Annotated in this window: 12 protein-coding genes; 7 read left to right on the plus strand and 5 right to left on the minus strand. The window is 74.1% G+C overall.

Annotated features, from left to right (window positions below):
• The first annotated feature begins 121 nt into the window (after positions 1-121).
• Positions 122-1936, plus strand: a complete 1815-nt coding sequence (locus ND486_RS09490; RefSeq protein WP_251783905.1) for an aminotransferase class I/II-fold pyridoxal phosphate-dependent enzyme — start codon at positions 122-124, stop codon at positions 1934-1936.
• Positions 1933-2574, plus strand: a complete 642-nt coding sequence (locus ND486_RS09495) for a class I SAM-dependent methyltransferase (protein WP_251783906.1) — start codon at positions 1933-1935, stop codon at positions 2572-2574. The genes ND486_RS09490 and ND486_RS09495 overlap by 4 nt, the downstream gene beginning before the upstream one ends.
• 530 nt (positions 2575-3104) lie before the next feature.
• Here ND486_RS09495 and ND486_RS09500 read toward each other — a convergent pair.
• From ND486_RS09500 to ND486_RS09515, 4 genes are read right to left on the minus strand one after another with little or no spacing between them, the layout of a single operon-like run.
• Positions 3105-4529: an O-antigen ligase family protein gene (locus ND486_RS09500; protein WP_251783907.1), complete on the minus strand. Its 1425-nt coding sequence runs from the start codon at positions 4527-4529 to the stop codon at positions 3105-3107.
• Positions 4526-5326: a WecB/TagA/CpsF family glycosyltransferase gene (locus ND486_RS09505; protein ID WP_251783909.1), complete on the minus strand. Its 801-nt coding sequence runs from the start codon at positions 5324-5326 to the stop codon at positions 4526-4528. The genes ND486_RS09500 and ND486_RS09505 overlap by 4 nt, the downstream gene beginning before the upstream one ends.
• Positions 5323-6519 carry a hypothetical protein gene (locus ND486_RS09510; RefSeq protein WP_251783910.1) on the minus strand — a complete coding sequence of 399 codons (1197 nt, stop codon included), beginning with the start codon at positions 6517-6519 and terminating at the stop codon, positions 5323-5325. The genes ND486_RS09505 and ND486_RS09510 overlap by 4 nt, the downstream gene beginning before the upstream one ends.
• Before the next feature lie 32 nt (positions 6520-6551).
• Positions 6552-7988: a polysaccharide biosynthesis tyrosine autokinase gene (locus tag ND486_RS09515; protein WP_251783911.1), complete on the minus strand. Its 1437-nt coding sequence runs from the start codon at positions 7986-7988 to the stop codon at positions 6552-6554.
• A 306-nt stretch (positions 7989-8294) separates the two neighbouring features.
• Here ND486_RS09515 and ND486_RS09520 point away from each other — a divergent pair, with 306 nt between their 5' ends.
• Positions 8295-9740 carry a sugar transferase gene (locus tag ND486_RS09520; protein ID WP_251783912.1) on the plus strand — a complete coding sequence of 482 codons (1446 nt, stop codon included), beginning with the start codon at positions 8295-8297 and terminating at the stop codon, positions 9738-9740.
• On the opposite strand, the gene ND486_RS09525 is transcribed toward ND486_RS09520, so the two are convergent.
• Complete coding sequence (locus ND486_RS09525; RefSeq protein ID WP_251783914.1) at positions 9734-10447, minus strand: hypothetical protein; 714 nt, start codon at positions 10445-10447, stop codon at positions 9734-9736. The genes ND486_RS09520 and ND486_RS09525 overlap by 7 nt on opposite strands.
• A 311-nt stretch (positions 10448-10758) precedes the next feature.
• Here ND486_RS09525 and ND486_RS09530 point away from each other — a divergent pair, with 311 nt between their 5' ends.
• From ND486_RS09530 to ND486_RS09545, 4 genes are all read left to right on the plus strand, one after another.
• Entirely contained in the window at positions 10759-11064 is a 306-nt protein-coding gene (locus ND486_RS09530) for a hypothetical protein (RefSeq protein WP_251783916.1), read from the plus strand.
• Positions 11054-12352, plus strand: a complete 1299-nt coding sequence (locus ND486_RS09535; protein WP_251783917.1) for a JmjC domain-containing protein — start codon at positions 11054-11056, stop codon at positions 12350-12352. The genes ND486_RS09530 and ND486_RS09535 overlap by 11 nt, the downstream gene beginning before the upstream one ends.
• Positions 12349-13239, plus strand: coding sequence for a sucrase ferredoxin (locus tag ND486_RS29675; protein WP_251783919.1), 891 nt, complete (start codon positions 12349-12351; stop codon positions 13237-13239). The genes ND486_RS09535 and ND486_RS29675 overlap by 4 nt, the downstream gene beginning before the upstream one ends.
• A gap of 238 nt (positions 13240-13477) precedes the next feature.
• Positions 13478-14275, plus strand: a complete 798-nt coding sequence (locus ND486_RS09545) for a glucose-1-phosphate cytidylyltransferase (RefSeq protein WP_251783921.1) — start codon at positions 13478-13480, stop codon at positions 14273-14275.
• Positions 14276-14277 lie beyond the last annotated feature (2 nt).

The following is a 14277-nucleotide window of genomic DNA, read 5'->3' on the forward strand; positions in this document are numbered from 1 at the left end:
GCAGCGGCGGGACCACCCGGAGGTGGGTCCCTCGACGGGTAACGGCAGGTCGGGCACGTGCGAGTCCACACCCGACGACCGGCACCCCCGCGGGCCGGCAGGGCGGCGGGAGGACCTGGTAGTGCGCGCGATCATCCTGGCGGCCGGACTCGGCCGCCGCATGCTCCCTCTCACCCGGGACACGCACAAGACGCTTCTGACGGTCGGCGACCGGACGATCATCGACCGGCTCGTCGGGTCCCTGGCCGACAACGGCGTCATGACGATCACGGTGGTCACCGGATACCTGCACGAGCAGCTCGAACGGCACCTGCTCGACCGCTACCCACACCTGGACATCTCGTTCGTGCGCAACACCCGCTACGACGAGACCAACAACATCTACTCCCTCGCCCTCGCCTTCGAGCAGATCGACATCGACGACGACCTGCTCCTGCTGGAGTCCGATCTGATCTTCGAGCCGGCCGTCATGCGCCGGCTGATCGAGTGCGACCGGCCCAACGTCGCACTCGTCGACCGGTACCGGATGGGGCTGGACGGGACCGTCGTGACGGTGTCCACGTCGGACGTCGTCACCCAGGTCATCCCCGCGTCGCTGCAGGACGCGGCGTTCGACTTCACCGACAAGTTCAAGACGCTGAACCTCTACCGGTTCTCGGCGGAGTTCTGCCGCGACGTGTTCAGCAAGCTCCTGCGCTACTACACGCAGAACTTCGACAACCAGTGCTACTACGAGCTGATCCTCGGGATGCTCGTCTACATGGGACAGGCCCGGATCCACGCCGAGCAGCTCGACGGCGAGACCTGGGCCGAGGTCGACGACCCGAACGACCTGCGCAACGCCGAGTACCTGTTCGCCCCGGAGCGGCGCCGGACGCAGCTGGAGTCGTCCTGGGGCGGCTACTGGAACCACGAGGTGCTCGACTTCGCGTTCATCCGCAACATGCACTTCCCGCCGGACTCGCTGGTCTCCCAGATGCGCGCCTACCTGCCGCGGCTGATGGAGAACTACGGTTCCGCACAGACCGTGCTCGACCGCAAGCTCGCCCACCACCTGCTCTGCCGCCCGGAGAACGTCGTGCTGCTCAACGGCGCGGCCCAGTTCTTCCCGACGCTGCGGGCGGCCTTCATCGGGAAGCGGGTGCTGCTCCCGTCCCCGACGTTCGGTGAGTACCCGCGTGCCTTTCCCGGCGCGAGCGTCTACGAGGACCGCGGCCGCTTCGACCCCGACGCCGTCGCGGCCGCCGCACGCGACCACGACCTGCTTGTCGTCGTGAACCCGAACAACCCCACCGGCACCACGGCGCGCACCGCCGATGTCGTCGCCGTGCTGGACCGGCTGCGCGGGACCGGGACGACGGTCGTCGTCGACGAGTCGTTCATCGATTTCTCCGACGAGCCCTCGCTGGTGCCGATCCTGGAGCGCGATCCCCGCGACGGCGTGGTCGTGCTCACGAGCCTCAGCAAGTCCCTCGGCGTACCGGGCCTGCGCATCGGCTACGTCTACAGCACCGATCCGTCATGGACCGCCCGGATCCGCGACGACCTGCCGGTGTGGAACATGAACTCGGTAGCCGAGCACTACGTCGAGTCGCTGCTGAAGTACCCGTCGGAGCTGACGGCGTCGTTCGAGCGCACCAAGCTCGACCGGGACCTGTTCGCGGAGGAGCTGCGGGCGCTGCCGGTCGTCGCGGCGGTGCACCCCAGCGGCGGGAACTTCCTGCTGGTGGAGCTCGTCCCCGGTGCCGCTGACGTGGCGGAGCTGGAGCAGCGGTTGCTGGTCGACGAGGAGATCCTCGTCAAGAACGTCTCGGCGAAGTTCACCGGTGACCGGCGGCTGTGGCGACTCGCGGTCCGCTCCACGGGTGAGAACCGGCGCCTGTGCGGGTGCCTGCGCCGGCTCGCCCCGGTCTCCCAGGAGGTGGTGTCCCGATGACACGCAGCGACGTGTGGCGCTCGGTATGGAACGACCGGGACGACGACCGCGCCGACTGGAACGGCTACGAGGCCACGATGCCCGCACGGGACTACGAGCTGTTCACCGCCGCCACCGCGGAGCTGGTCCGCCGGCACCTGCGGCTCGGCCCGGACGACGTCGTCGGCGACCTGGGCTGCGGCACCGGCCGGATCGCCGCGCAGCTCGCCCCGCACGTACGCGCGGTACACGGCTTCGACTACTCGGAGACCGTGCTGCGCGTCGCCCGGGAGCGCCGGGACCTGCCGAACGTCGAGTACCACTGGGCCGATCTCAACGACCTCGAGTTCGAGCCCTACGGGCTCACCCAGGCGTTCTCCGTCGGCGGATTCCTCTACATGGACTCCGAGGAGACCGCGGTCGACCTGATCCGGCGGATGCACGACGCGGGCATCGGAGTGGCCGTGCTGGACATCCCGGACAGCCGGCTCACCGACACCCGCGAGCGCGCCTACGACCGCGCGGTGTACGACCACCTGGCGATGGACGCGGAGCGGCTGATCTCGGCCTTTCCCGGGGCCGAGGTCCACCGCGCCGAGCTGGGCCTCGGCTACGCGAACGCCGCGGTCCGGTTCAACCTCTACCTGCCGGCGCCGTGACCCAGGGCCGGGTCGTGACCACCGTGCCGTCCTGGGTGAGGTAGTCCCAGTCGGTCACGGGTGTCCGCCAGTCGCCGTAGTGGCGCGCCAGGAGCGCCTCGTGGTCGGTGGGCTTGTTCCAGTGGCGCCCGAGGAAGGAGAAGACCTCCGACCGCTGGGCCGGGAACCGGCCGACGACCTCGACCGGATCGACGCCGTCGCTGCCGAACATCCGATACTCCTGAACGCCGTCGGCGGCGGTGAGCCGGAAGAACTCGAACTTCGAGCCGCGGCGGACGAAGACGCGTTCCCGCAGCTCGCCGTCGGAGTCCCGGTAGCTGAACCACGGCCGGAACCCGGCGGCGCACAGGGCGGGCACGGCGGCGGCGAAGTCGCCGTCGGCACTCGAGTCGAAACAGAAGTCGGCGTCACCGACGTCGTGGGCGATCAGCCCGCCCTCGCGGGCCCACCCGAGCAGCATGCCGCCCCACACCCAGTAGTGCCCGCCGAAGCGGGTCCCGGCGAGGACGTCGTTGAGCAGCAGCAGGTCCTCACGGAAGGACGCGGCGTGCCGGCGCCGGTGCACCGGACCCAGCACCGGGAGCCGCCCGGCCAGCCGGTGCGCGGCCAGCGCGAACGCCGTCCGGGGCCGGATGTCGGCGTTCTCCGGCACCGCGCGGAGCCGGGCCAGGCGCCGTGTCCGGGCGCGCCAGGCGCGGACGAGGCCCTCGATGCGGGAGGTGACGGGCATGGTCGTGCTCCTTGTCGATGGGTGCCGCGGGCGGGTCGAGCCGGGCCAGGGCCAGGGCGACGACGAGGAACACCGGCACGAGGTGCCCGGCGTCGAGGTCCTCGAAGACCGCCCAGACCGCGACGGTCGCGACGATCGCCCGGGGCAGTGCGGAACGGGCCGCGCAGGCGCGCCACAGCGCGACACCGCACACCAGCAGCGCGACCAGCCCGAGCAGGCCGGCGCGGAAGGCGAGGCCCAGGTACGTGCTGTGGGTGGCGACGCTCGCCACGAGGCCGTCGTCGCGCGGCTTGAGCCCGAACCCGAGGACGGGGACGCCGAGCCCGACGAGCCGGTCCACGGTCGCGGCGTAGATGGCACCGCGGGACTCCGCGGACCCGGCGCGGGCCGCGTTGACCTCGGTGACGGCGTCGACGAGGCCGGGCGCGAACCCGACCACCCCCGCGACGAGCGCGCCGCACACCGCGACGACCGCGGCGGGGCCCGCCCGGTGGGCCCGCCAGACGTGCCGGAGCGCGGTCCCCAGCAGGGCCAGGACCAGCGCGATCTGGGTGGCCCGGCTGTAGGACAGGTACACCGACACCGCGCAGGCGACGACGGCGGGCACCCGCCACGGCAGCCGCGCCCAGCTGCGGGCGGTCGGATGCAGCAGCACCAGCAGGGTCAGCGCGGACACCGCCCCGGACCACGTGGTGTTGCCCATCATCCCGGTGGCGCGCAGGACGCTGCCGTCGAGCCAGCCGTGCACCACCAGGTCGTTCGTGGTGAACGCGGCGACCCCGGGCGGTAGCGCGCCCGCGTACGCGCCGAGCAGCGGGACCGGCGACGGCGTCGGATACAGCCACACCGCGAGGACTGCGACGACGCTGTGCAGGACACCGACCGCGAGAGCCGCGCGTACCAGCCGTCGGAGATCGTCGGGGTGGGCCGTCCCGACCACGGCGATCATCGCGGCGAGCGCGACCCAGACGGCGACGTTGGCGGCCAGCCCGACGAACCGGTCCGCCGAGGCGTATCCGGCGGCCGTCCCGACGGCCGAGGACAGCACCAGGGCGACGGCGACGACCAGCAGCGCCCCGGACGCCGCACCGAGCCGGGCGCGTAACAGCGCCGGGAGCAGCACGACGACGGCGAGCACCCAGAACGCGGCCGCGAGCCCGGCCGTCCACAGCACGGCGTAGGCGAGGACCAGGCCTGCCGGCCGGAAGGCCGGGCCGGCCGTCACGGTGGCCCCCCGGTCGTCCGGCGGTCGCGCAGTGCGAGCCGGGCGACGGTCAGCGCGCCGTGGCCGTAGCGCGAGGCGAGGGCCGGGCGCTGGGCGAGCCGCCACACCCACTCCAGGCCGGTACGGCCGGCCAGCCGGGGCGCCCGGGTCTCGTCGCCGGTCAGGAACCCGAGCAGCCCGCCCGCGGTGAGCACCAGCGGGGCCGTGATCCCCGCCCGGTGGCGGCGGACCCACTCCGCCTCCCGCGGCATGCCCATCGCGACCACGAGCAGGTCCGGCTCGCGTTCACCGATCGCGGCCAGCGGTGCGGTGAAGTCGTCGCGGTAGCCGTCGCAGGTGCCGGCGTCGAGCACCCCGTACCGCCCGGAGAGCACCGCGACCGCGCGTTCCGCGAGACCGGGAGGGCCCCCGACGATCGCGACCCGGGGCGGGCGGCCGAGCTCGAAGGCGAGCCGCTCGACGATCTCCGGCCCGACGTCGGTCGTGGTCGTGCGTTCCATCCACCGCGCGCCCGCCAACCGGCCGAGCAGCACGACGGACATGCCGTCGGCGTAGACGAAGTCGGCCGCATTCATGACCCGCACGAACGCGGGGTCCGCGGTCTCGTTCAGCCCGCCGACGTGCAGGGCGAACATCACGGTCGGGGCCGGGGCCGGGCGCTTGACGGCGTCCACGGCACGGTCGACGAGGTCGCGGCGCGCGAGGTCGACCACGTCGATCCCCGCGATGCGGACGGTCGGCAGCCAGGGACGCAGCACGTCGCGGACCCGTCGGTCGGGCGCCGGTCCGGCGGTCACCGTGCCTCCTGGGACGCCCCGGGGCGCAGCGCCGCCACCCACAACGCGCCGGACGCGACCAGGTGCAGGCAGGCGAAGGACCAGGCGAAGGTGACGACGTCGCCACCGGCCAGGGCGAGCAAGCTCCCGCCCGCGACGAGCGGGGCGGTGAGGACGCGGCAGCAGATGATCGTGCGGGTCGCGCCCGAGGTGAGCAGGGCCAGGGTCGGGACCGTCGCCAGCGCGGACACCGCCTGACGCACGGCGAGCGCCGCGACGACACCCCCGGCGGCCGTCCAGGTAGGTCCCAGCAGGGCCGTCCCCCAGTCCGCGGGGAGCAGTGCGAGGGCGACGCCGCAGGCGAGCGCGGCGAGGGCCACTCCGGTGAAGACCGGTGCCGCCACCCGCAGCCGATGGGACCGGCCGCCGGACAGGTCCCGCAGCCGGGGCACGGCGGTGGTCTCGCAGGCGAGCAGCAGTACCGTGACCGGGCCGAGCGCGGTCTGTCCCAGCCGCAGGGCGCCGGTCGCGACGACGGTGAGGAACGCCCCGGCCACGACCAGCACGACCTGGTCCAGTCCGGTGTAGACGAGGTAGTCGAGCAGCAGGTGGCGTCCGGCACGCGACCCGTGCCGGTCGGGGCCGGTCTGCCAGCGCGCCGACCACGGCGGGAGCACGGTGAGGGCGGCGACGGCCGGCGCGACGGCGAGCCCGGCCGCGACCACGAGGACGTCACGGGCGAGCAGCGGAACCGCCGCGAACCAGAGCACGCCGGTGACCAGGCAGGTCAGCTCGCCGCGGGTGAGCGCGGGGTAGCCACGGGTGCCCTGCAGGTGCGCTCGGACGGTGTCCCAGTAGAGGACCGGCACGACGGCGACGGCCAGTGCGAGGCAGATGTCGCGCGCTCCCCCGCCGACGACGACGCCCACCGCCGCGGTGACCGCCGCGGCGGCGAGCGACTGCAGCAGGACCCGTGTACGGACCCCGGCCTGCGGCGGGCGCTCCCCCGCACCGGGCCGGATCATCACCGGTACCAGCAGCCCGGCGCGCTGCACGCCGACCGCGAACATCAGCACGAGCTGGACCACGGCGAACCGGCCGAAGTCGACCACGTCGAGCTCCCGGGCCACCAGGGCGGTCGCGGCCAGGGTGTACAGACTGGCCGTCGCCTGTGGAGCCGCCGCGGTGCCGTGCAGCAGCCGGCGGACAGCCACGACGGGCGTCCGTACCGGCGTCGCCGCGTCGGTCACGTGCGGACCCGTGGTTCGGACTCCACCCTGGCCGGCTGTACGGGGCCGGCAGGGGTCGTCCTCTCCACCGCGCCGGGCACGGCACGCTGCTCGCGCCGGTAGCCGGCGTACTCGGCGTCGTGCGACGGCGGGGTCGCGGTGAGGATCGTCCCCAGCGGACGCACCGAGACGGTGGCCAGGGCGTGCAGCGACTCCGCGACCCTCGGATACGTCGCCGTGCGGTAGCGGCACACCAGCAGGACACCGTCCGCCGCGGGCGCCAGCGCCGAGGCGTCGGTGAACAGCAGCAGCGGCGCGGTGTCGACGAGGACGACGTCGAAGCGGGACCGGGCCGACGCCAGCAGCGCGGTCATGCCGTCGCTCGCCAGCAGCTCACCCGGATCGGGGACGGGACACCCGGCGGCGAGGACCGAGACCCCCGCGGACCCGGCGTGCTGCAGCGCCCGCTCGAACGACACCCGTCCCAGCAGGACGTCGGCGAGACCCACGGTCGGCTCCACGCCCAGCGACTCCGCGACGGCGGGGCGACGCAGGTCGGCGTCGACGACGAGGACCCGGCGTCCCGCCGTGGCCAGCGTCGCGGCGAGATTGACGACGGTGGTGGTCTTCCCCTCCCCGGAGCCGCCGCTCGTCACGAGCACGACCCGGCGCGGCCGGGTGACGTCGATGAACGAGAGTGTGGTCCGCAGTCGGCGGAACGCCTCCACGAACGGCCCGGTCACGGCCCCGGGGGTGACGAGCCGCGACCCGCGCAGTGCGGTGTCGGTCGGGACCGACACCAGGGTGGGCACGCCGCTGACCTCCTCCAGACGCTCGGTGGAGCGCACCGACACGTCGAGGAGCCGTCGTGCCAGCACCCCACCGCAGCCGAGGGCGAGTCCGACCGTCGTGCCCACGGTGAGCAGGAGCAGCAGTCCCGGCGACGACGGCCGGTCGGGTGCGACGGCGGGCTCGACGACCCGCAGCGCGACGGGGGCCGGGGCACCGGAGCCCGGTGGGGTCTCCATCTCGGCGACGATCCCGGTCATCGCCTCGCCGATCCGGTTGGCGATCTGTGCGGCCCGGCCCGGGTCGCCGTCCCGGACGGCGACGTCGATGAGCACCGAGTCCTCCGCGGAGGTGGCCGTGATCCGGTCGGCCAGGTCCTCGGGGCGTTCCGGCAGACCGAGCTCCGCGACCACGTCGGAGGTCACCCGGCGGCCGGTCACCAGCGCGGTGTAGGACCGGACGCGCTGCTCGGACAGTTGCGCCCCCTGGTAGGCCTGCTGGGTGTCGACCGCGGCGCGTGCGGAGACGTAGAGCGTGGCGTGCGCGGTGTAGGTCGGGGGGAGCAGGAGGAACGCGCCCCCGCCCGCGACGGCACCGAGAACGGTGGCCAGAAGGACCACGAGCCATCGTTCGCGCAGGATGCGCAGACAGCCTGCGACCGTCATCACCCGAGACCTCCAGCTCGACCCGTACCGGTCGGGTGCACCCCGGCGGTGGGCGCCGCCGTGGCACCGTCGCCGGAGGTTCACCCCGCGTTCGTGCCAACGACTTCGTCGGAATCCGCGAGTCGTTACGGGCAGGATCTCGCGGTACTCCGTCGGGAGGAATGATCCTTACTGATCGCACGCATCCGGCTGCGAATCGTGCATGGCCAGCGGTTTTGTCGGAATCGGACCGCAGGACGGCTAACGTGGTGCCGCCACGGTGCGAGAGAGGTCGCAACACGGACCGCGCACCAGGAGGCGGCGACGATGCCCATGATCACGTCCACCGGGGGGAGCACGACCACGACGGTCGGTGCGGCGCCGGCCCTGCCGCGCTGGCTGCACCGCCCGGTGCGGACGGTCGTGGCTGCCGACCTGACGGTCGTCGGGGTGACCGTCGCGGTGGCGGTGGTCGCCGGCCTGGGTGGGGAGCCGACCGCCGATCTGGCGCGCATCGGCTCCGGTGCCGTCGCGGCGGTGCTGCTCGCCCTGGCGCTGCCCGCCGCGCGGGCGTGGGATCCGGTGGTGGTGGGACAGGGGTCGGCCGAGTTCGCACGGGTCGGTCGCGCCGTGCTCCTGGCCGACGTCGCGCTCGCGATGATCGGGCTGGGGCTGCTCGTGGAGTCGGTCCGCGAATGGGTGTTCGCGCTGGTCCCGCTCACCGGGGCGGCCCTGATGGGGGTGCGGTTCGGGCTCCGCAAGGTGCTGCACCGGCACCGCGGCCGGGGCAGCGGGCTGACCGCGGTCCTGGCGGTCGGCGACGAGGAGGCCGTCGCCGGGCTGGTCCGGCGGACCCGCCGGGACCCGTACTTCGGCTGGGTCGTGACCGGAGTGTGCGTCCCCGCCGGGGCGGGCCCCGCGATCGAGGGCGTGCCGGTGCTGGGTGACCTGGACTCGGTCCCCCGGTTCGCGACGGCGGGGTCGCACGGGGTGGTCGCCGTGTGCCGTGCCCCCGGCTGGGGGCCTGCCCGTCTGCACCGGCTGGCCTGGGAGCTGGAGGGCTCCGCGGTCGAGCTCGCCGTCGACCCGGGGCTGATGGAGATCGCCGGGCCACGCATGCACATCACCCCGGTCGACGGCTTGCCGCTGCTGCGGCTGTCTCGACCACGGCCGTCGACGCCGGCGCGGCTGCTCAAGCACGTCGCCGACCGGTTGGGCGCGGGCCTGTTGCTCGTCCTCGCGGCACCGCTGTTCGTGCTCGTCGCGGCGGCGGTGAAGAGCGTCGACGGCGGCCCGGTGTTCTTCCGTCAGGAACGCGTCGGCACCCACGGCAGGACATTCGGGATGCTGAAGTTCCGGTCCATGTGCATCGACGCCGAGTCCCTGCGCAACGCGCTGGTCCCCGACGGTGAGGGCCCGCTGTTCAAGATGCGCCACGACCCGCGGGTCACCCGGGTCGGGGCGTTCCTGCGGCGCTACTCCGTCGACGAGCTGCCGCAGCTGCTCAACGTGCTCGGCGGGTCGATGAGCCTCGTCGGACCACGCCCACCGCTCCCGCACGAGGTCGCCGCCTACGCCGACGACGCCCGACGCCGCCTGCTGGTCAAACCCGGCATGACCGGGCTCTGGCAGGTCAGCGGACGCAGCTCGCTCACCTGGGAGGAGTCGATCCGCCTCGACCTGCGCTACGTCGAGAACTGGACTCCCGCACTAGACCTGCTGATCCTCTGGAAGACCGTGGGTGCCGTGCTGGGCGGGCGGGGCGCCTACTGAACGCGCGCGCCGGCCGGCCGCGGGGCGAGCTCGCCGACGATCGTGTGCACGGCCGCGAAGATGCGTCGCACCGCCTCGTGGTGTGCGGCCTCGGGTCCGCCCATCGGGTCGGGGACGGTGTCGTCGGCGGGTGGGACGGTGCCGCGAGCGGCGCGGGCCAGGCCGACCAGGCCCCGGCCGCGCTCGACCAGGTCCGACGGGAGGACGGCGGTGTCGGAGGCCTCGACGAGGCGGGCGAACTCGCGCAGCGCGAAGGTGCGGTCGAGCAGGTACGGGTGGCGCTCCAGCACGGTGGAGCGGTGCCGGACGCCGGCGCCGAGCACCAGGTCGGCCCCGGCCACGGTGCGATCGTCGAGCTGGCGGGCCCGGAACCCCTCGGCGCGCGCGTCGAGCCCCCAGGGCGCGAGCTCAGCACGGGACAGCGGGTGCATTCCCGACCCCACGACGGCGGCCACGCCCGCGCTGGACACCTCCGCCCGCGCGGCCTCCCGCCCACCGAGCCGTCCGACGAGCAGGGACCGCAGGAGAAGCTCGGCCGCGGGTGAGCGGCAGATGTTGCCCGTACACACGACCAGGATCCGGAAGCGGTCGTCCGCCCCGGCCTGCGCAGGGACCTGCGGCCGGCGTGCCGTCGACCCGGTGGGGAACGATCGCGGCGGCATCGGCACCCGTTCGTGCGCCTCGGCGCGCTCGTCCAGCGACGTCATGGTCCCTCCCCCGCGGTTCCGTACTCCGTGGAGCCCCACGGTAGGGGCAGTCCATGCCCGCCGAACGGATGTGTGGGTCGCGCATCGTCAGTTCTGACGAGAGTCCCGATGGCGAGCCTCCTCGGACCAGCACGGGTCCCTCGTCTCAGCGGGATCGGAGCACCTCCGGCGCAGGGTCCTCGCGGTCCGGTGGCAGCACTCCCACAGCCTGCGCCGCCGCCGTCGTCGTTCCGAGGTGCGTGCGCGCGCATGGCCGGGCTCCCGGTGGGGTAGCCGCTCCCCGACCCTCCCGACCGACCCAGGAGACCACCATGGCTCTGAACGACGACGACATCACCACCTCGAGCGGCTCCGGCCCCGAGGGCCCCGCGGACTCCGGCGCCGGCCAGGGCACCCCCGGCCAGCACGACGGCGGCGCCGACGGCGGCGCGGACTCCGGCGCCGAGGGCCCGGCCGACTCCGGCGCCGGCCAGGGCACCCCCGGCCAGCACGACGGCGGCGCCGACGGCGGCGCGGACTCCGGCGCCGAGGGCCCCGCGGACTCCGGCGCCGGCGAGGGCACCCCGGGCCAGCACGACGGCGGCGCCGACGGTGGCGCCGACAGCGGTGCGAACTGAGCTGAGCGAGCCGACGGCCGGTGCCGGATCGCCCCCCGCGGGCACCCCGGCGCCGGCCGGCGCGCGTGCGGCGTCCGGGAACGGCGCCCTCGCGCGGCTGGTCGGCTCGGACACCGACACGTTCGGCGCCCGGCACTGGGGCACCACCGCGCTGCTGCGCACCGGCGCGGACACCGGCGCGTTCCGCGACCTGCTCGACCTCGACGGCGTCGACGAGCTGCTGTCCCGTCGCGGGCTGCGCACCCCGTTCCTGCGGCTGGCCCGCAACGGGTCCGTCGTCGGCTCGGGTGACTTCACCGGCCCGGGCGGGGTGGGCGCCGAGATCGGCGACCAGGTCCGCGACGACAGGGTCGCCGCGCTGTTCGGCGACGGCAGCACCGTCGTCCTGCAGGCGCTGCACCGCGTCTGGCCCGGCGTCATCGACTTCTGCACCGCGCTCGCCGAGGACCTCGGCCACCCGGTGCAGGCGAACGCCTACATCACCCCGCCCCAGTCCCAGGGCTTCTCCGCCCACTACGACGTGCACGACGTGTTCGTGCTGCAGCTGGCCGGGCAGAAGCACTGGCGCGTCCACGCACCGGTCCACACCGACCCGCTGCGCAGCCAGCCCTGGAGCGACCACGGCGACGCCGTCGCCGCCCGCGCCCGCGACGACGAGCCCGTGATCGACCGGGTCCTCGAACCCGGCGACGTGCTCTACCTCCCCCGCGGCTGGCTGCACTCCGCCACCGCACTCGGCGACGTCTCGGCGCACCTGACCGTCGGCGTGCACGTGGTGACCCGGTATGCGCTGGTCGAGTCGCTGCTGGGCCTGGTCGCCTCCGACGAGCGGCTGCGCGCGAGCCTGCCGCTGGGCGTCGACCTGGCCGACCCGGAACAGCTCGCCCCGCACCTGGACGCGGTCCGCGCCGCGCTGACCGGTGCCCTCGCCGCCGTCCCCGCCGAGGACGTGTCGCGCCGGGTCCGGGGCCGGGTGTGGTCCGGCGGGCGTCCGGAGCCGGTCCGGCCGGTCGCCGCCGCCGCGTTCGCCCGCGATCTCGCGCCCGGGGACACCGTGCGCCGGCGTCTCGGGGTGCACCACCGCCTCGTCCCGGGTGATGATCGGGTCGTGCTGGAACTGGCGGAGAAGACGCTGACGCTGCCCGCCGTCGTCGCACCCGCTCTGGCGGCCCTGCTCGGCGGCGGAACGCACACCGTCGGGGACCTGCCCGGGCTGGACGCCGACGACCAGATCGTCCTCGTCCGGCGGCTGCTGCGCGAGGGCGTGCTCGTCCCGGCCACGGCGTGACCGCGGCCCGGGAGTACCAGCGCTGCGCCGAGCTCGCCGAGACGGCCGGTGACCCGGCGGAGGGCACCGCCCCGCCCGCGCGGCACTGGTTCCTCGTCGAGCACCCCGGGCCGTGGCCGCGTCAGGCCCTGGCCGGGCTCGACCCCGCCGTCTCGGCGGCGCTCGGGGCCTGGGCCGGGGAGGTGGGCGCGCGGGTCGTGCTCGTGCGCCGGCCCGGGCGCCGGGACCGCGACACCGTCGAGCCGGGGCGGCGCTGGTTCCGCGTCGACGCCCGGCCCGGGCACGAGGACGTCCGCACCGGCATCTGGTCCTCCCCCGCCGAGCTGGCCGCCGCCGTCCACGCCCACGGCGACCCGCACCCCGACCCGCTGGTGCTGGTCTGCGCGCACGGCCGGCACGACGCCTGCTGCGCCGTCCGCGGTCGGCCGCTCGCCGCCGCGCTCGTCGCCGACGACCCCGAGGGCACCTGGGAGTGCAGCCACATCGGCGGCTGCCGGTTCGCCCCCGCCCTGGTGCTGCTCCCCCACGGCCTGACCTACGGCGGCGTGACCCCGGCCGACGGGCCCGCCGTCGTGCGGGAGTACGGACGCGGGCTCGTCGTCCCCGGTCTGCTGCGGGGGCGCTCCGCGCTGCCGCCCGCCGTGCAGGCCGCCCAGCACCACGCGCGTGCCGTCACCGGCGCGACCGGGGTGGACGACCTGCGCGTCGCGGACGTCGACTCCGACGGGCGGCCCCCCGGGCACACGTCCTGGCGGGTCGCGTTCCACCACCCGGACTGCGTGGTGCAGGTGCGGGAGCGGTTCCTGGAGGTGGACCGGCCGCTGACGTGTGCGGCCCGCCCGGCGGGCCGGATCCGGGTCTTCGACCTCGTCGACGCCCGCTCCTGACCTCCGGCGGTCGGCCCGTCGTTTCCGAAACGGAAGCGACGGGCCGACCGTCCGGTCCACAGCGGGTTCCCGGATGACCTGCGGACGGTCGTGACCGGTCCGATCCCCGCTGTCCGGTTCCGTCCGATGTGAGACGACGAACAGCCCGCGGGCGATAACACTGCGGTAGTGGTGTTCGGTTGCACCACTACGACGCCGTCGCCCCACCACGCTCCCCACGAAGGAACGGAAGACCCCCATGGACCCCCAGACCCCCGTCGTCATCCTCTGCGGAGGCAAGGGCACCCGCATCCGCGAGGCATCGGAGAGCCTGCCCAAGGCGATGGTCGAGATCGGTGACCGGCCGATCGTCTGGCACATCATGAAGACCTACCGGGAGCACGGCTTCCGGCGCTTCGTCCTGTGCCTGGGGTACAAGAGCTGGGCGATCAAGGAGTACTTCCTCGACTACCGGGCCCGCTCCGCGGACTTCACCCTGTCCATGTCCGACCGGCACCGGATCGACTTCCACAACGGCGTCGACGAGGACTGGGAGATCACCTTCGCCGAGACGGGCCTGGAGGCCGCCACCGGCTCGCGCGTCCGGAAGATCGCCCAGTACGTCGACACCGAGAACTTCTTCCTCACCTACGGCGACGGCGTCGGCACCGTCGACATCACCGCCCTGGCCAAGGAGCACGAGCAGTCCGGGAAGATCGGCACCGTCACCGGGGTGCACCCGACGTCGAAGTTCGGCGAGATGAACGTCGAGGGCGAACGGGTCGTGGAGTTCAACGAGAAGCCCACCCAGGTGACCGGCTTCGTCTCCGGCGGGTACTTCGCCTTCCGCCGCGAGTTCCTCGACACCTACCTCGGCGAGCCCGGCGACGACGGCGTGTGGCTCGAGCACGAGCCGCTGCAGCGCCTGGCCCGCGACGGGCAGCTCAACGTGCACCGCCACGAGGACTTCTGGTCGGCGATGGACACCTTCAAGGACTTCGAGTACCTCAACAGCCTGTGGGCGCGCGGCCGGGCGCCCTGGAAGATCTGGGCCTGACC

The organism is Pseudonocardia sp. DR1-2 (assembly GCF_023717215.1).
GTDB classification, from domain to species: domain Bacteria; phylum Actinomycetota; class Actinomycetes; order Mycobacteriales; family Pseudonocardiaceae; genus Pseudonocardia; species Pseudonocardia alni.

Coding starts and splice junctions, on each gene's coding strand:
- ND486_RS09545 (WP_251783921.1), top strand. CDS start 13,478: ATGGACCCCCAGACCCCCGTCGTCATCCTCTGCGGAGGCAAGGGCACC.
- ND486_RS09530 (WP_251783916.1), top strand. CDS start 10,759: ATGGCTCTGAACGACGACGACATCACCACCTCGAGCGGCTCCGGCCCC.
- ND486_RS09520 (WP_251783912.1), top strand. CDS start 8,295: ATGCCCATGATCACGTCCACCGGGGGGAGCACGACCACGACGGTCGGT.
- ND486_RS09525 (WP_251783914.1), bottom strand. CDS start 10,447: ATGACGTCGCTGGACGAGCGCGCCGAGGCGCACGAACGGGTGCCGATG.
- ND486_RS09495 (WP_251783906.1), top strand. CDS start 1,933: ATGACACGCAGCGACGTGTGGCGCTCGGTATGGAACGACCGGGACGAC.
- ND486_RS09515 (WP_251783911.1), bottom strand. CDS start 7,988: ATGACGGTCGCAGGCTGTCTGCGCATCCTGCGCGAACGATGGCTCGTG.